Origin of the sequence: Nocardia sp. NPDC060259 (assembly GCF_042728775.1) — a bacterium.
GTDB lineage: Bacteria > Actinomycetota > Actinomycetes > Mycobacteriales > Mycobacteriaceae > Nocardia.
Genome location: NZ_JBHXAY010000049.1, coordinates 1 through 15,484, shown reverse-complemented (window position 1 = coordinate 15,484; position 15,484 = coordinate 1). Strand labels below are relative to the sequence as shown.

The 15,484-nt window shown below is 69.4% G+C and carries 18 protein-coding genes and 1 riboswitch; of the genes, 5 read left to right on the top strand and 13 right to left on the bottom strand.

What is annotated here, in order from left to right:
- Positions 1-2: 2 nt before the first annotated feature.
- From ACFWF2_RS18970 to bioB, 5 genes are all read right to left on the bottom strand, one after another.
- Positions 3-1,106 carry an AI-2E family transporter gene (locus ACFWF2_RS18970; protein WP_379308737.1) on the bottom strand — a complete coding sequence of 368 codons (1,104 nt, stop codon included), beginning with the start codon at positions 1,104-1,106 and terminating at the stop codon, positions 3-5.
- A 123-nt stretch (positions 1,107-1,229) separates the two neighbouring features.
- Positions 1,230-1,763, bottom strand: coding sequence for a DUF1353 domain-containing protein (locus ACFWF2_RS18965; protein WP_379308736.1), 534 nt, complete (start codon positions 1,761-1,763; stop codon positions 1,230-1,232).
- 72 nt (positions 1,764-1,835) lie between these two features.
- Entirely contained in the window at positions 1,836-2,480 is a 645-nt protein-coding gene (locus tag ACFWF2_RS18960) for a DUF2567 domain-containing protein (RefSeq protein ID WP_379308735.1), read from the bottom strand.
- Between the two features lie 2 nt (positions 2,481-2,482).
- A complete protein-coding gene (locus ACFWF2_RS18955; RefSeq protein ID WP_379308734.1) occupies positions 2,483-2,692 on the bottom strand; it encodes a hypothetical protein in 210 nt (69 codons plus the stop codon).
- A gap of 26 nt (positions 2,693-2,718) precedes the next feature.
- Positions 2,719-3,732 (bottom strand): biotin synthase BioB, encoded by a 1,014-nt coding sequence (gene bioB / locus ACFWF2_RS18950; protein WP_019046302.1) that lies wholly within the window; start codon positions 3,730-3,732, stop codon positions 2,719-2,721.
- Positions 3,733-3,882: 150 nt separating this feature from the next.
- Between bioB and ACFWF2_RS18945 the strand changes: the two genes are divergently transcribed.
- The gene (locus ACFWF2_RS18945) at positions 3,883-4,467 is read left to right on the top strand and encodes a TetR/AcrR family transcriptional regulator C-terminal domain-containing protein (protein ID WP_379308733.1); all 585 of its coding nucleotides are present in this window, start codon (positions 3,883-3,885) and stop codon (positions 4,465-4,467) included.
- A gap of 7 nt (positions 4,468-4,474) precedes the next feature.
- Here ACFWF2_RS18945 and ACFWF2_RS18940 read toward each other — a convergent pair whose 3' ends face one another.
- Complete coding sequence (locus ACFWF2_RS18940) at positions 4,475-4,612, bottom strand: hypothetical protein (protein WP_379085493.1); 138 nt, start codon at positions 4,610-4,612, stop codon at positions 4,475-4,477.
- A gap of 61 nt (positions 4,613-4,673) precedes the next feature.
- A complete protein-coding gene (locus ACFWF2_RS18935; RefSeq protein ID WP_379308732.1) occupies positions 4,674-5,426 on the bottom strand; it encodes a DUF6597 domain-containing transcriptional factor in 753 nt (250 codons plus the stop codon).
- Positions 5,427-5,488: 62 nt separating this feature from the next.
- Here ACFWF2_RS18935 and ACFWF2_RS18930 point away from each other — a divergent pair, with 62 nt between their 5' ends.
- Entirely contained in the window at positions 5,489-6,067 is a 579-nt protein-coding gene (locus ACFWF2_RS18930) for a TIGR03086 family metal-binding protein (protein ID WP_379308731.1), read from the top strand.
- 40 nt (positions 6,068-6,107) lie between these two features.
- Here ACFWF2_RS18930 and ACFWF2_RS18925 read toward each other — a convergent pair whose 3' ends face one another.
- The 5 genes from ACFWF2_RS18925 to ACFWF2_RS18905 all read right to left on the bottom strand — a co-directional run bounded on the left by ACFWF2_RS18925 (position 6,108) and on the right by ACFWF2_RS18905 (position 11,415).
- Positions 6,108-7,304, bottom strand: coding sequence for an MFS transporter (locus tag ACFWF2_RS18925; RefSeq protein WP_379308730.1), 1,197 nt, complete (start codon positions 7,302-7,304; stop codon positions 6,108-6,110).
- A 73-nt stretch (positions 7,305-7,377) separates the two neighbouring features.
- Complete coding sequence (locus ACFWF2_RS18920; RefSeq protein WP_379308729.1) at positions 7,378-8,727, bottom strand: LLM class flavin-dependent oxidoreductase; 1,350 nt, start codon at positions 8,725-8,727, stop codon at positions 7,378-7,380.
- A complete protein-coding gene (locus ACFWF2_RS18915; RefSeq protein ID WP_379308728.1) occupies positions 8,724-9,485 on the bottom strand; it encodes an ABC transporter ATP-binding protein in 762 nt (253 codons plus the stop codon). The genes ACFWF2_RS18920 and ACFWF2_RS18915 overlap by 4 nt, the downstream gene beginning before the upstream one ends.
- Entirely contained in the window at positions 9,461-10,324 is an 864-nt protein-coding gene (locus ACFWF2_RS18910) for an ABC transporter permease (protein WP_379308727.1), read from the bottom strand. The genes ACFWF2_RS18915 and ACFWF2_RS18910 overlap by 25 nt, the downstream gene beginning before the upstream one ends.
- On the bottom strand, positions 10,324-11,415 hold the full coding sequence (locus tag ACFWF2_RS18905) for an ABC transporter substrate-binding protein (RefSeq protein ID WP_379308726.1): 1,092 nt from the start codon (positions 11,413-11,415) through the stop codon (positions 10,324-10,326). Before ACFWF2_RS18905 ends, ACFWF2_RS18910 begins: the two co-directional genes overlap by 1 nt.
- A gap of 114 nt (positions 11,416-11,529) precedes the next feature.
- Positions 11,530-11,652, top strand: a riboswitch (cobalamin riboswitch).
- Positions 11,653-11,685: 33 nt separating this feature from the next.
- Between ACFWF2_RS18905 and ACFWF2_RS18900 the strand changes: the two genes are divergently transcribed.
- Genes ACFWF2_RS18900 through ACFWF2_RS18890 form a run of 3 tightly spaced genes read left to right on the top strand, consistent with a single transcriptional unit; the run spans position 11,686 to position 14,827 of the window.
- The gene (locus ACFWF2_RS18900) at positions 11,686-12,717 is read left to right on the top strand and encodes a FecCD family ABC transporter permease (RefSeq protein WP_379308725.1); all 1,032 of its coding nucleotides are present in this window, start codon (positions 11,686-11,688) and stop codon (positions 12,715-12,717) included.
- On the top strand, positions 12,714-13,796 hold the full coding sequence (locus ACFWF2_RS18895) for an ABC transporter ATP-binding protein (protein WP_379308724.1): 1,083 nt from the start codon (positions 12,714-12,716) through the stop codon (positions 13,794-13,796). The genes ACFWF2_RS18900 and ACFWF2_RS18895 overlap by 4 nt, the downstream gene beginning before the upstream one ends.
- Positions 13,796-14,827, top strand: coding sequence for an ABC transporter substrate-binding protein (locus ACFWF2_RS18890; protein WP_379308723.1), 1,032 nt, complete (start codon positions 13,796-13,798; stop codon positions 14,825-14,827). The genes ACFWF2_RS18895 and ACFWF2_RS18890 overlap by 1 nt, the downstream gene beginning before the upstream one ends.
- Positions 14,828-14,848: 21 nt before the next feature.
- Here ACFWF2_RS18890 and ACFWF2_RS18885 read toward each other — a convergent pair whose 3' ends face one another.
- Positions 14,849-15,316 carry an SRPBCC domain-containing protein gene (locus tag ACFWF2_RS18885; RefSeq protein ID WP_379308722.1) on the bottom strand — a complete coding sequence of 156 codons (468 nt, stop codon included), beginning with the start codon at positions 15,314-15,316 and terminating at the stop codon, positions 14,849-14,851.
- Between the last annotated feature and the right edge of the window lie 168 nt (positions 15,317-15,484).

The following is a 15,484-nucleotide window of genomic DNA, read 5'->3' as shown; positions in this document are numbered from 1 at the left end:
CGTCACGGCCGCTTCGCTTCGCCCTCTTCTTCCGGCACCTTCTTCGGCAGCGGCGCGCCGATCAGCACATCGGCCCACCGCGTCGACGGATCGATATCGAGCAGCAGCGCCTTGACCAGCAGGGTCAGCGGGATGGCGAGCAGGGCACCGAGCGCGCCGATCACCCACGCCCAGAACACCAGTGACAGGAAGGTGACGGTCACGCCCAAACCGACGGCGTCACCGACGAATTTGGGCTGGATGATCGACTGGATGACGAAGTTGATCACCGAATAGACCACGATCACCCAGATCATCAGCGCAGGCCCACTGTCGAGCAGGGCCAGCAGCGCGGGCGGGATGACGCCGATGACGAATCCGACATTCGGGATGTAGTTGGTGATGAACGACAGCAGCGCCCACAGGATCGGCAGCGGCACCCCCATCAACCACAGTGCGCCACCGTCGATCACCGCCACGATCGCGCCGAACACGGTGGACACGATGAGGTACTTGCGGGTGCCCTCGGCGAAGGAGAGCAGCGCGTCGGCGATGGCGGGCCGCTGCCGCTGCACCACGGCCATCCGCTTTTCCATGGTCATCCCGTCGATGGCCATGAACAGCAGCAGCGCGAGGACGAAGAACAGATTCGAGAAGACCCCGAGCACCCCGCCGAGCAGCTGCTCGACGAACTCGACCACCTTGCCGATATCGACGCCTTCGAGGACCTGGTGGATCTGGTCGGAGCTGACGCCCAGGTCCGACAGCAGCCCCCGGACGTTGTCGAGCAGCGAGTCCAGCTGGTCGGCGTACTCCGGGACCAGCGAGGCCAGTTGCCACGCCGACACCGCAAGTGCCCCGCCGATTCCGAGCAGAATCGCCACCACCGCGAGTAGGGCGATGATCATCCCCGCCCACGCGGACCACCCGCGCCGCTGCGCCCAGCTCTGCAACGGCTGCACCGCGATGGTGAGCATGAGTGCCAGGAAGACCGGTCCGACGATGCCGGAGAAGACTTTCAGCCCCCCGATCACGACGACGCCGGCGGCCAGCGACAGCAGGACGATCAGCCCGCGAGGAATCGACCAGGACGGTAGCGCTGCTGCGCCCGTGCTCGGCTCGGACATCGGCACTCCCTCGGTCGGGTGAACTCAGCCGGAGAGGACTTCGCGCTGCGCCGCCCAGCCCTCCGGAAACCGACGCTAAGGAGGTCACGGGCGGCGCACATCGCCCGTTCCGGATGAATCCGGCTAGGCGGTCTTCATCTGCGGGGCAGGCGGTGGCTCCGTCGTCCGCCTGCCCAGCCGCCCGACGGCCCAGAACGCCAGCTCGACCACCCAGAACAGCCACAGCGACAACGTCACCACGACGACGGGCACCGTCAGGAACACCACCGACGGCACCGCGATCACGACCCAGCGCGCGATGTCACCGGGCGTCGCGCCGCGCAACCGGCTACCCAGACGCACTGCGGCCCACATCATCCAGCGCCGCGGCGTCGAGACCGCGAACTCGTGCAGGCAGCGACGGAAGATACCGTCGGCGTCGGCGCGGCTGATCGTGTCCGTGCGGCACAGGTAGTCGTGCAGGATCGCGGCCCTGGTGTAGGCGCCGTAGCGCGGGATCAGCCAGACCAGCGAACGTGGCACCGAAGCGAAGTCGGTGCGGAAACCGGCGGGGACCGTAAAGGTTTGGACCGCACCCTGATACGTGAGCGGCTCGATGAGGCGCCAGAATTTCGCGTCCAGTTCCTCGACGACCGGACCACCACCGATGAATGCCACGACCGCTCCTCTCGAGCCGTCTACCTGCCGTTATAGACGATGGTAGAGACCAGGGGCGACGTGGAATCGCGCTCAGGCGCGCGGTTGCGGACTCGCATCGAAATCGCCGCTCGGCCGATACTCCTCGGCCTGGGCAGGCAGCGGATAGTCGTCGATCTCGGCCGGGCGCAGATCGCCGAGCAAACCCGCAGTGCCGGAACCGAGATCGGTGCGCGGGTGCAGCGCGGCGAGGAACAACAGCACGAGCGCGGCCAGGAACGGTTGCACCAGCAACGCGAGATCGGTGCCCACCTCGGCGGGCAACGCGACGATCTGCCCGACCGCGGGATCGTCCGGACGCGGATGCCGCAGCTCGGCGACCGCTTCGCCCACCCACATCATCACCGCGGCACCGAGACCCGAGGCGAGCAGGATCCCGACGACCAGCAGGGGCCCGCGTACGCTCCGCACCCGCCAGGCCGCGGCCGCGCTCAGCACCGCGACCACCGCACCGAGGCACAGGAACATCCCGACGGCGTCGAACAGGTGCAGGCTCTCGCCGGTGAGCACGGCGGCGCGACCGGGCTGGGTCACCCGCAGCCGTTCGGTCGGCGCGAGCAGTCCCCAGGCCACGCCCGCCGCCGCGCTCACCACGAGCACGGCGGCCGCGACGACACCGACGCCGATCAGTTCACGGCGCAGCACCTCGGGGCGCGGCCCGGCACCGACCTCGGCCACCACTACCGGCGTTCCAGCTGCGCCGATTCGATGACCCCGTGCCGGGAGCACTTGGCCCACCAGCCGTCGGGGCTCACCTGCACGATCATCCGCCGGCCGCACTGCTCGCAGAAGCGCGGCGGCTCGAGCCCGAGCGCCGCCGACGCGGGCATCGCGTCGGCGAGTCCGGGCACGATCCGCTTGCCGGTGAACGGGTTATAGCGCTCGTCCATATCAGTCACCCTACTGTGCCGATGCCTCAGAGGGTTTCGTTGAGCGCCTTGATCGGCATCTTCAGTTCACCCAGCAGATCGAGATCCGATTCGGCGGGACGGCCGAGGGTGGTCAGGTAGTTGCCGACGATGACGGCGTTGATACCGCCGAGCATGCCCTGCTTGGCGCCGAGGTCACCGAGGGTGATCTCACGACCACCGGCGAAGCGCAGAATGGTGCGCGGCAGCGCGAGGCGGAACGCGGCGATGGCGCGCAGCGCGTCGGCGGCGGGCAGCACCTCGAGGTCACCGAAGGGGGTGCCGGGACGCGGGTTGAGGAAGTTCAGCGGCACCTCGTCGGGCTCGAGCGAGGCCAGCTGCGCGGCGAATTCGGCGCGCTGCTCGATGGTCTCGCCCATGCCGAGGATGCCGCCGCAGCAGACCTCCATGCCCGCCTCGCGCACCATCCGCAGGGTGTCCCAGCGCTCCTCGTAGGTGTGCGTGGTGACGACCTTCGGGAAGTGCGACTTGGCGGTCTCGAGGTTGTGGTTGTAGCGGTGCACGCCCATCGCGGCGAGCTGGTCGACCTGCTCCTGGTTCAGCATGCCCAGCGAGCAGGCGACCTGGATGTCGACCTCGTTGCGGATGGCCTCGACACCCGCGGCGACCTGCGCCATCAGGCGCTCGTCCGGGCCGCGGACCGCGGCGACGATGCAGAACTCGGTGGCGCCGGTCTTGGCGGTCTGCTTGGCCGCCTCGACCAGGCTGGGGATGTCGAGCCAGGCCGCGCGCACCGGCGACTGGAACAGGCCCGACTGCGAGCAGAAGTGGCAGTCCTCGGGGCAGCCGCCGGTCTTGAGGCTGATGATGCCCTCGACCTCGACCTCGGGACCGCACCACTTCATCCGCACCTCGTGGGCGAGCTCGAGCAGCGCTTCCAGGCGATCGTCGCCGAGGCGCAGCACCTCGACGGTCTGCGCCTCGGTGAGGCCTTCGCCGCGCTCGAGCACCTGCTCACGGGCGATGGCCAGAATGTCGGTCTGGACGGGTGCCTGCGTCACGACGTGATGTCCCTTCGACGGGGTACGTGCACGTGGCACGGGTGTGATCCACCCGGCGTAGCCGTGCAACTTGAACGGTGTTCAGGCTAGGGTAGCTGCTAAGGGTGAGACACGACACCCGGGTCGGTGAATTCGAACGGAAGGACGCGCGTGCAGCTGCGGAAGACGGATGTGGTCGATGCCGCCGTCGACATTCTCGACCAGTACGGACTCGCCGATCTGACGATGCGCAGGCTCGCCGGTGCGCTGCAGGTGCAGCCGGGCGCGCTGTACTGGCACGTCAAGGACAAGCAGTCGCTGCTGGGCGCGGTCGCCGACCGGATCCTGGCGCCGATGGACGAGCCGATCACGGCCACCGGATGGCCCGAGCAGCTCACCGAACTCGCCCACCGCCTGCGCGACTGCCTGCTCGCCTACCGCGACGGCGCCGAGCTGGTCTCGGCCACCTACGCCTCGCGCCTGACCACCAGCAAGGCGCGCGAACGCCTCGCCGGAATCGTCATCCGGGCCGGAATGACAAGGGAGGAAGCCGAACTCACGGCCTACACCCTGCTCTACTACGTCCTCGGCCAGACCGTCGACGAGCAGTCCCGCATGCAGATGGACTCCGTCGGCGCGCTGCCCGACGGAGCCTCTCCGCTGCTCGAAACCCCCGATCCCACAGCCCGTTTCGACTTCGGTCTGCAGCTGTTCATCGCGGGCGTGCGCACCATCCTCGGTACGCGGGTGCGCTGATCGAGAGCTAGGCGCTGCCGGTCATCATCCCGAGCAGCTGGAACGGCATCATCGCGTACATGAACGCGACCCAGATCGGTCCCCGCACGGGATCCCCCGCGAGATAACCCTCGACCAGCCAGTTGATGACATCGGTAGATCCCATGGCGTCCACTCCTTGTCGTTACTTCGGTTCACTATCACTGTCGGGGTAGCCGATCACGGCGTTACCGCATTTCGTAGCGCCGCGCGTAGCGGGTGGGGGGTTCACCGAAGATCGTGCGGAAGTCGCGGCTGAGGTGCGCCTGGTCGGCGTACCCGAGCTCGGCGGCGGTTGCAGCCCAATCGATCTCGGTTCGCTCGGCGAGACGCTCGGTGATCTCGTGCAGGCGATAGCGGCGCACCACCCATTTCGGGCCGATGCCGACATAGTCGGCGAACAACCGCTGCAACCCGCGCACGCTCAGGCCGAATCGGTCCGCTATCGCGTCGACCCTGGTCACCGTGGTGTCCTCGGCGATCGCGGCCACCACCCGCGTGGCGAGCTCGGCCTGCGGATCAGGAGCGGGCAGGCGCTCGACCAGGAACCGCTCGACCGATTCGACGTCGACAGGCGACGGCAGGTCAGGACCGAAAACCGTTGCGGCATCGATCATCCGGTCCCGCAGGTCCGTCACCGGGCCATCGAGGAACGGCCGGAACATGCCCGGCCGGAACGCGACACCGAACACCGAACCGACTCCGGCCAGCTCCCGGTACAGATGCGACGACGACGGCCCGTGCACCTCGGCGCGGCCGTCGCGAAAACTCAGGTGGACGTTCGGCAGCGGCACCACCAGCTGCCGGTACGGCTGCTCATATTCCCAGGTGACGGTCCAGTACCGCGCCACGTAGCGCGTCAGCTCCCCCGACGGCGCGGCGAACGCGTGACGTTGCGACGCGCGCCAGGCACCCCCGAGTTCCCGCGGATCGCGTTCCACGCGGCGAGTGTATGTCGCGTTTGTTCAAGACAGCACCCGCGTCGCGGTGGTTACCTCGGTCTATGTCCGAAACCGAACGCGTGGCACGCGCCGCCGAACCGTTGTCGAAGCTCCTGCGCACCATCACGCCGGATCGTCTCGCCGCCCCGACCCCGTGCACCGAGTTCGACGTCCGCGCCCTCCTGAACCATCTGCTGTTCTGGGGTCCGTCGCTGATCGGCGCGGCCCGGAAGGAGGCGATCGCCCCGCCCGCGGCCGCCGAATCCGAGGTCGATCTGACCGAGAGCGACTGGGCCGCGGCCCTCGATACCCAACTCGACAACCTCGCCACAGCCTGGCGAAACCCCGATGCCTGGCAGGGCGTCACGCACATGGGCGGCCCGATGCAGCTGCCCGCTCCGCTGGTCGGCGGCATGGTCGTCGGCGAACTGATCGTCCACGGCTGGGACCTCTCCCGCGCCCTCGGCGCCACCGCCCGGTGGGACGACGACCTGCTCCGCTACGCCTTCGACGAAACCGCCGCCACCGCCGACCAGGGCCGCCAGATGGGCATCTACGGACCCGAAATCCCCGTCGCCCCCGACGCTCCCCTCCTCGACCGCGTCCTCGGCCTCACCGGCCGCGACCCCGCCTGGAAATAGGCCGTCGCAGCACCCGCGACTTCCCGGCTTGTCGGCACCATCACTCATCGCTGACCATCCGTGGCTGGACCCGGCCGGGGAACCAGCGATAGATCGCGACCGTGCCGAGGCCGACGCCGACGGCGAGCAGCGCGCCGGCGGCGGCCAGGCCCGCGAACGCGCCAACGATGCCGACGGAGACCGGACCGGCGAACATGCCCACATCATGGGTCAGCCGCCAGGCGCCGAGGAACTCCGCGCGGCGGTCCTCGGGTGCCGCGAAGGCGCCGACGGTCATGATCAGCCCGTTGCTGAGCCCGTTGGCCAGGCCGAGCAGCATGGTCGCCGCGCCCATGGTGAGCGCCGAGTAGGTGAACGGCAGCACGGCGTACCCGGCGGCGAAGCAGATGCCGCAGGCGATGCCGGTGACCCGGCTGCCCGCCCGGTCCAGCCAGACCCCGGCCGGATACGACATGAGCACATCGACCGCGCCCGCCAGACCGAAGAGCAGACTGGTGGTCGCGGCGTCGATCCCCAGATGCGCCGCCCACAGCGGCAGCAGCGCCGAACGCGATGCCCGTGCCGCGCCGACCGCCACCGAAGCGAGCCCGAGAGTGCCCAGCGCCCTGCGGTTTTCGGACAGCACGGTGTGCAGCGGCCGCAGCGCCGCCTGATCGATCTCGCCGGAGCGGATCGTCACCATCGCCACGCTCGCCAGCAACGTGGTCACCAGTTGCAGCCACAGCGCGCCGACCGGCCCGTACCCGTGCACCAGCGCCGCACCGAGAAACGGCCCGCAGAAGAACCCGAGCCGATGCGCGCCCGCCAGCGTCGACATGGCCCGGCCCCGCTGCTCCGGCGCGACCACCGACACCAGATAGGTCTGCCGCGCCAGTCCCCACACCGCCCCGGCAGCCCCGTTGAGCAGCAAACCCGACGCCAGCACACCGAGATTCGGCGCGAAGATCGCCGCGAGCACACCCACCGTCCCGAGCACGCTGCCGACCCCGACCGCCGCCCGCTCCCCGATCCGCGCGACGATCCGCCCCGCGGGCAGATCGGTCAGCACCATCCCGAGCCCGCCCAGGGCGACGATCAGCCCCGCCGCACCCGCCGACGCACCGAGATCCAGCGCACGCAGCGCGTACATCGGCGCGGCGGCCCCCACGCCGACGCCGTACAGCGCCATCGGCGCGAACACCGGCCACACCAGCGACCGCAGCCGCACCGGAGCGGAATCGATCACCTCCGCGGTCATCGTGCCCTGCCGACGCGGCGACTCGTCGGTCCCGGTCTCCCAGCGGTACAAGAGTTTTCGTCGCTCGACACACTCATCCGACGGAAACGGGTTCCGGCGCGAACCGGCTCCGCGGACGGGCGAGGCCGAAGTGGTCGCGCAGGGTGGTTCCCGTGTACTCGGTGCGGAAGAGCCCGCGCTCCTGCAGGATCGGCACCACCGTCTCGGTGAAGACCTCGAGCCCGCCGGGGTAGTACGGCGGCATCACGTTGAAACCGTCGGCCGCGCCGTGGGTGAACCATTCCTCGATCGTGTCGGCGACCTGCTCGGGGGTACCGGCGAAGACCCGGTGTCCGCGGGCGCCCGCCAGCCGGTGCAGCAGCCCACGCAGTGTCGGCCGTTCCCGCTCGACGATGCCCGCCACCACCTGCAGCCTGCTGCGCGCGTTGTCGGTGACATCACCGGCCCCGGCGAACACCTCCACCGGCACCGGAGCGTCGAGCGCGAGGGCGCGCAGCGAGGTGCCGGTGATCGATTCCAGCTGTTTGATCCCGTATTCGGGCACGGTCAGCTCGTTGAATTCCCGCTCCAGACGCAGCGCGGCGGCCTCGGTGTCGGCGATGAACGGACTGATCCCGGGCAGGATCTTCACCTCGTCGGTGTCGCGCCCGTACTCGGCGGCCTTGGCCTTGATGTCGGCGTAGAAGGTCTGCGCGTCCGAAAGCCGTTGGTGCGCCGTGAAGATAGCTTCGGCGTACTTGCCGGCGAAGGCTCGTCCCTCGTTGGAGGCGCCCGCCTGCACCAGCACCGGATGCCCCTGCGGCGTCCGCGCGGCATTGAACGGCCCACGCACGCGCAGATGTTCGCCGACGAAGTCGATCGGATGAATCTTGTCCGGGTCGGCGTAGATGCCCGCGGCGCGGTCGAGCAGGATCGCGTCGTCCTCCCAGCTGTCCCACAGGGCGACCACCGCGTCGACGAATTCCCGTGCGCGGGCATACCGTTCGGCGTGATCGGGGTGCCGGTCGAGCCCGAAGTTGGCCGCCGCCAAATCGGTTCCGGTGGTGACGATATTCCAGCCTGCCCGCCCACCGGAGATATGATCGAGCGAGGAGAACAGGCGAGCCAGGTTGTAGGGCTCGTAGTAGGTGGTCGACGCGGTCGCGATGAGACCCAGATGTGTTGTGGCCGTGGCGATCGCGGTCAGCAGCGTGATCGGCTCCAGGCCGGGCGCCGCGTTGTGGCGCACGTCGGTGCGCAGGGCGGGCCCGTCGGCGAAGAACACCGCATCCAGCTTCGCCGCCTCGGCGGTGCGCCCGATCTCCTGGTAGTAGGTGACGTCGTAGATGCGCTCCGGCCTGCTGTCGGGATGCCGCCAGGCGGCCTCGTGGTGCCCCGACGGGTAGATGAACGCGTTGAGACTCAATTGCCGCGGTGCACTCATGACGCTGCTTTCACTTCCTCGAATTCGGTGGTGTCGACGCCGAGCCCGGCCAGCAGGACCTCGCGCAGCCGGACGAACTCCGGGTGCGCGTGCCTGCGCGGGCGCGGCGCGTCGATGCGCTGATCGATGGCGATCCGTCCCTCGTCCAGGACCAGCACCCGGTCGGCGAGCAACACCGCCTCGTCCACGTCGTGGGTCACCAGTAGGACGGCGGGCCGATGCCGCTCGCACAGCGCCTGCAACAGGGCGTGCATGCGGATCCGGGTCAGCGCGTCGAGCGCGCCGAACGGTTCGTCGGCCAGCAGCAGTTCCGGCTCGCGGACCAGCGATCTGGCCAGCGCCACCCGCTGCTGCTCACCACCGGAAAGCTCACGCGGCCAGGCCTTCTCGCGTCCCGCCAGCCCGACCTCGGCCAGCGCCGAGCGCCCACGTTCGGCGGCGTCGCGCCCGGTGAGCCCGAGCACCACATTGTCGAGCACCCGCGCCCAGGGCAGCAGCCGCGAATCCTGGAACACCACCGCCCGCTGGGTCGGCACGGTCAGCTCGCCGGAGCCCGGCACGTCGGCGTCGAGTTCGGCCAGCGCCCGCAACAGCGTGCTCTTGCCGGAACCGCTGCGGCCGAGCAGGGCGACGAATTCGCCGCGCCGGATCTCGATGTCGATGCCGTTCAACACGATTCGATCACCGAAGCCGCGGGTGAGTGCGCCGGTGCGCACCACGATCCGCTCCTCGTTCAGTCGCCCAGTGTCTGTCGCCATGCCAGCGCCTTCCGTTCCGCCGCCCGCACGGCGAGGTCGCCGAAGAGCCCGAGGAGTCCGTAGATCACCAGACCGACGACGATCACGTCGATCTGTCCGTAGGTGCGCGCCTGCGTCATCAGATAGCCGATGCCGCTGGTCGCGTTGACCTGTTCGACCACGACCAGCGCCAGCCAGGAGATGGTCACCGCCAGCCGCAATCCGAGGAAGAATCCGGGCAGCGACCCGGGCAGCGCGACCCGCCGCAGAAAGCCCAACCACGACAGCCCGACCGTCTCGGCGAGCTCCACATACCGGGCATCCACGCTGCGCAGCGAGGCGTGGGTGTTGATGTAGACCGGGATCAGCACGCTGGTCGTGATGACGATCAGCTTCATCTCCTCGCCGATGCCGAACCAGACGATGAACAGCGGGATCAGCGCCAGTGTCGGAATCGAGCGCTTGATCTGCACCGGGCCGTCGACGACCGCCTCACCGAGCCGGCTCAACCCCGCCACCAGCGCGAGCACCACGCCGATCGCCACACCGAGTCCGAGCCCGATCACCGCGCGCTGCAGCGAGGTCAGCAGGTTGGACTGCAACCGCCCGTCGGCGATCAGGTCACCGGCGGTCTGGGCGACCGTCCACGGCGCGGGCAGCGTCTCGGGATCCAGTGCGCCCGTGGCCGATCCGAGCACCCACGCGCCGATGAGCAATGCCGGTCCGAGCGCGAAGCCGAACGGAATCGGCTTGCCCGGTCCGAGCCTGCGCCCGCCCCGCCCGCGCGGCGCGAGCGCCTCGACCGGGGCGGCGGTGCCGGTGCGGATGCGCCGCAGCACACCCGCGTCGATGGTCGCCATCAGCTCGTCGCCGGCGCGAACGCCGCCCCGCTGGTGGTGACCGCCTCGGTGACCGCGGCATCGAAGCGCAGATCGAAGCCGTCCACGGCCTTGATCTTCTTCGGCAGCTCACCCACGGCGTCGATCGCGTCGATGGTGGTCTGCTGGCGGACAACCAACTGCTGATCCAGGTGCGGGAACGTGTAGGTGCCGAGCGAGTCGATGATCCGCTTCGCGTCGTCGGCGCTGACCTTCTGGATCTCGACGTAATACTTGGTCGCCCATTCCTCGCGGTGTGTGTTGGTCCAGTTCCAGGCCCGCACGAACGCACCGACGAGGGCACGGGTGGCCGCTGCCTTCGCCGGGTCCTGCACCACCGCGCGGCGCGCGTACAGGTAGGCCAGGCCGCTGTAGATGCCGGTGGTCTCCGAGTCCGGGATCAGAGACGTGCCCTGGGTGCGCAGCAGGCGGGTGACATTGGGTTCGATCAGCGGAGCCACGTCGACCTGACCGGTGCGCACGGCGTCGAGGAATTCCGCCAGCTGCAGCCGGACCAACTGCACGTCGGTCGGCTTCAGCCCCGCCTTGGTCAGCGCCTTGAGCACCGCGGCCTGCTGCGCGGTTCCCTCGGCGTAGGCGATCTTCTTGCCCTTCAGATCCGTGAGCTTCGTGATCGCGCGCCCCGGCGCGACAGCGAGTTTCAGCGCCTGCGGGTTGGTCTGGTACGAGCCGACGATCGGCACGTCCTGCCCGGCGGCCAGCGCGTGGATCGGCGGAACGTCACCCACCTGGCCCACATCGGCCGCGCCTGCCCGGAACGCCTCGAGAATGGCCGGCCCTCCGATGAAGTTGGCGAACTCGATCTTGAACGGCAGCTTGTCCAGCTCACCGGACAGGCGAAGGGCCGACTGCAGCCGCTCCTGCTGATCGGCGACGATCAGGGTGGTGCCCGGCGGCACCTCGGTCGGCAGCGGCGTGTCAGGGGTGCCGACCGGAGCGTCACTGCCGTTCGAGCAGCCGCTCAGGCCGAGCGTCGCCACGGTAGCCATCGCGAGGAGCGCGGCGGTGGCTCGGCCACGCAGGCCGGGCAGGAAGGTGTGCGGTCGGTGCATGTACGGATTGAAGCAATCGGGCGGTTCACCGAACAGCTTTAGCCTTACCGTGATTGGAACCCGGCCGCGCGCGCCGCCAGCCGTCGCCGTCCCCGGTAGATCTCTGGCACGGGGTGCCGCGCTACAGTCGATGGGTCCTCCCCGGTGGGTGCGGGAATCCGGTGCAATTCCGGAACGGTCGCGCCACTGTGATCGCCTCGCGGCGAGAGTCAGACCTCCCTCGCCGGGCACCCTCCGAAAGGGCCGCGCCTTGCCTGTGGTGAACCCGCGATGATCCGTGCCCGGATCTCGCTCGCCTTACCCCTGCTCGGGGCACTGTTACTGGTCGCCATGCTCGGCGCCACCGGCTTCGGCGCCGAGATCGTCCCTGTGTCCGCGGTGCTCGACACCCTCGGCGCCCGCCTGACCGGGACGACACCCGCCGACCTGGGCATCGACACCATCGTCTGGCAGCTCCGAGTGCCACGCACGGTCCTGGCCGCGGTCGTCGGCGCCGGACTGGCGCTGGCCGGGGCGGCGATGCAGACCCTGGTGCGCAATCCACTCGCCGATCCCTACCTGCTCGGTGTCTCCTCCGGCGCGGGCGTAGGCGCGGCCGCGGTGATCACCTCGGGCCTGTTCGCCGGCGCGGGCATCTGGGCGCTCTCGGGCGGCGCGCTGGCCGGTGCGTTCGGCGCGGCCACCCTCGTCTTCCTCGTCGCCTTCGCCCAGGGTGGTCTGACGCCGCTGCGATTGGTCCTCACCGGCACCGTGCTCGGCTCGGCCTTCGCGGCGTTCAGCAGCTACCTGGTGTTCCGCAGCACCGATCCCGCCGCCGCGCAGTCCGTGCTGTTCTGGCTGCTCGGCAGCCTGGCGGGCGCGGACTGGACGACACTCGCGGTGCCGCTGGTCGTCGTGCTGGTCGCCGGTGTCGTCTTGATGGCCATCGCCGGGTGGCTCGACGCGCTCACTCTAGGCGCGACCACCGCGTCGTCGATCGGTGTTCCGGTGAAGGAACTGCGCATCGGCCTGTTCGTCCTGCTGGCGGTCCTCGTCGGTGTGCTGGTCGCGGTGTCGGGCGGAATCGGCTTCGTCGGGCTGGTGGTCCCTCATGCCGCGCGCATGATCGTCGGTCCGCGCCACCGCAATCTCCTCCCCGCCTGTGCCTTGTGCGGCGCGCTGTTCCTCGTCGTCGCCGACGCCGCGACCCGGGTCCTGGTGCGCCCCACCGAGATCCCCGTCGGCGTCCTCACCGGTCTGATCGGCGCACCGGCCTTCCTGCTCCTGATGGGCAGACGGCGCTACCAGTTCGGCACCTCATGACCGCGCACGACCACACTGCTCGTCGTCCGGCACCGGCCTCCGACGGCGAGCCCGGCAGGTACGCGGGTGACCAGGGCGCCACGCTGTCCCCGCAGCGCGTCGATTCCGCCGGTCCGAATCGTCACGGCGACCGGTCCGACGCGCGCACCGCGGCGGATGGTCCCGGCGAGGCCCGTACCCACGTCCCGCGGGCAGCGACGGACGATCTCCTCGACGACCGGGCGAACGGCACCGAGCACCGCGATGGCAGCGCTGAAGCCCACGGGAACGTCGACAGCGCGGCCCGATCGAACGCCGCGCTGCCCGGGGCGGTGCGGGTGGTCGAGCTGACGTGTTCTGTCGGCAGGCGGAATATCGTTGTCGGCGCAGACTTTTCGATCGAGCCGGGCGAGACCTTGGGCATTGTCGGGCCCAACGGCAGCGGCAAGACGACACTGCTGCGGACGCTGGCCGGTATTGGGAAGCCCGCGCGGGGACAGGTGCTCATCGACGGTCAGGTCCTGCACGACCTGCGTCCGCGCCAACGCGCGACGACCGTCGCTCTGGTCGCACAGGACGAGAGTCCCTCCGCCGACATGCTCGTCGGCGAGGTGGTCGCGTTGGGGCTGACCCCCTATCTGCCGCCGTGGGGACTCGGCGCACCGCGGGAACGTCAGCAGGTCTTGGAAGCGCTCGCCGCGGTCGACCTCGCTGGTTTCGCCGATCGACCGGTGCAGCAGTTGTCGGGCGGCGAACGTCAGCGCGCGCTGCTGGCCCGAGCGCTGCTACAAGACACCCCGGTCCTGCTCCTCGACGAGCCGACCAACCACCTCGACGTCACCCACCAGCTCGACCTTCTCGGCCTGGTGCGCGGACTGCGGCGCACCGTCGTCGCCGCCCTGCACGATCTGTCGCTGGCCGACCGCTACTGCGATCGGATCATCGTGCTGCACAACGGCTCCGCCCGACCACCGGCCCCGCCCGCGCAAGCACTGACGCCCGAGGTCGTCGCCGAGGTGTTCGGTGTCGACGCGGCCCGCGTCAAGCATCCGGCGACCGGCGAAGAACACCTGTTGATCACCCCGCGAAAGGCGCGATGATGAAGAACACCGGCCGCATCCTGGTCACCACCGCACTCGCCGCCGTCCTGGCGGCCTGCACCGGCACGACGGCAGACACCGCGACGACGATCAGCGTGCGCAACTGCGGCAAGGACACTCCGTTCCCCGCGCCCGCGCAGCGGCTGTTCGTCAACGACGGCAACCTCATCTCGATGGTCCTCGCCCTCGGCGCGCAGGACCAGGTGGCCGCCGTGTCGAGCATCCAGCGCGACGCCGACACCCTGCGCAAGCACTACGGCGCCGCCGTCGTCGACGGACTGAAATCCGTCGCCCCCGAATACCCGTCCCGCGAAACCGTGCTCGCACAGCGCCCGGACGTCATGGTGGCCGGCTGGAGCTACGGCTACGACGAGGCGAGCAACCTCACCCCCTCCTCCCTGCAGAAGGACGGCGTCGCGGCCTACATCCTCACCGAGAGCTGCCGCCAACAGGACGGCGCCGCCGCGCGCGGCACGGTCGAACCGTGGACCGCGCTGCGCACCGACCTGACCGATCTGGGCGCGATCACCGGCAGGCCCGACCGCGCAGCGGAGGTCACCGCCGACCTCGACAGCAGGCTCGCCGCCTTGTCCGCGGCACCGAAACCGGCGAAGGCGCCGACCGTCTTCCTGTTCGACAGCGGCACCGACACCATCTACTCCAGCGGGAAATTCGGTGCGCCCCAGGCGATCCTCGAAGCCGCGGGCGCGCGCAACATCCTCGACGATGTCGCCGACACCTGGACCAAGGTCTCCTGGGAGCGGCTCGCCGCCGCCGACCCGGACGCCATCATGTTCGTCGACTACCCGGGGCAGACCTACACACAGAAGGTCGATCTGCTGCGCACCAAACCGGGCATCAACGGCCTGCGCGCGGTCCGCGACGGCAGGTTCTTCAACCTGCCGTACGCACTGTGGACCAGCGGCCCGCTCAATATCGACGCCGCCGAGCAGATCCGCAAGCAGCTCGAAGCCTGGAACCTCGTGCCTGCGTCGAATATGACGCCGCGCGCCGACGACGCGGTCCGCTGACCTCGCGCCGGGTGCGGCCGGTCAGTCGACCGTGCCGCGCTCGGCCAACGCGACGATCTTCGCGAGCGCCACCTGCCAGGCCCTGTTGTTCTCGTCGAGGGTCATGCCCGGCGGCACACCCTCGTGCAGCACTTCGAGATCGGTACCTCCTGCTGCGTCGGCCAACACGAAGGTCATGGTCTGCTCGCCTGCCATATCCGGTATATCGGTGACGAACTCCAGGACCTGCTCCAGCCGCTCATCCTGGATCAGTGTCAGGAACCGTCCGTAGTACGCGTGGTGCCGCGGCCTCGGCTTCCCCGTATCGGTCATCTCGTCCTCGGTGACGGTGATCGAGAAGACTCCGCCCTCCTCCGGCTCGAACCGGTGCATCTCGCTGACCATCCCGTCGGGCACCATCCAGGCTCTGACGGAATCGGCATCGACCAGCAGCCGATACACGGTCGCGCGGGGCGCATTGATGTGCGTGCCGATCCTCGTGGTCGCCATAGCTCCACGGTAGCCCCAGAACCCGCCGAATGGTCGGTAGGGCACGAACGCAAAAAGGCCCTCCAACCGTAGTTGGAGGGCCTTTCGCAATGATGTTCCGGCGGTGTCCTACTCTCCCACACCCTGTCGAGTGCAGTACCATCGGCGCAGGTGGCCTTAGCTTCCGGG

Coding starts and splice junctions, on each gene's coding strand:
- ACFWF2_RS18970 (WP_379308737.1), bottom strand. CDS start 1,106: ATGTCCGAGCCGAGCACGGGCGCAGCAGCGCTACCGTCCTGGTCGATT.
- ACFWF2_RS18955 (WP_379308734.1), bottom strand. CDS start 2,692: ATGGACGAGCGCTATAACCCGTTCACCGGCAAGCGGATCGTGCCCGGA.
- ACFWF2_RS18940 (WP_379085493.1), bottom strand. CDS start 4,612: ATGGGATCTACCGATGTCATCAACTGGCTGGTCGAGGGTTATCTCGCG.
- ACFWF2_RS18930 (WP_379308731.1), top strand. CDS start 5,489: ATGTCCGAAACCGAACGCGTGGCACGCGCCGCCGAACCGTTGTCGAAG.
- ACFWF2_RS18925 (WP_379308730.1), bottom strand. CDS start 7,304: ATGACCGCGGAGGTGATCGATTCCGCTCCGGTGCGGCTGCGGTCGCTG.
- ACFWF2_RS18920 (WP_379308729.1), bottom strand. CDS start 8,727: ATGAGTGCACCGCGGCAATTGAGTCTCAACGCGTTCATCTACCCGTCG.
- ACFWF2_RS18915 (WP_379308728.1), bottom strand. CDS start 9,485: ATGGCGACAGACACTGGGCGACTGAACGAGGAGCGGATCGTGGTGCGC.
- ACFWF2_RS18910 (WP_379308727.1), bottom strand. CDS start 10,324: ATGGCGACCATCGACGCGGGTGTGCTGCGGCGCATCCGCACCGGCACC.
- ACFWF2_RS18905 (WP_379308726.1), bottom strand. CDS start 11,415: ATGCACCGACCGCACACCTTCCTGCCCGGCCTGCGTGGCCGAGCCACC.
- ACFWF2_RS18900 (WP_379308725.1), top strand. CDS start 11,686: ATGATCCGTGCCCGGATCTCGCTCGCCTTACCCCTGCTCGGGGCACTG.
- ACFWF2_RS18895 (WP_379308724.1), top strand. CDS start 12,714: ATGACCGCGCACGACCACACTGCTCGTCGTCCGGCACCGGCCTCCGAC.
- ACFWF2_RS18890 (WP_379308723.1), top strand. CDS start 13,796: ATGAAGAACACCGGCCGCATCCTGGTCACCACCGCACTCGCCGCCGTC.
- ACFWF2_RS18885 (WP_379308722.1), bottom strand. CDS start 15,316: ATGGCGACCACGAGGATCGGCACGCACATCAATGCGCCCCGCGCGACC.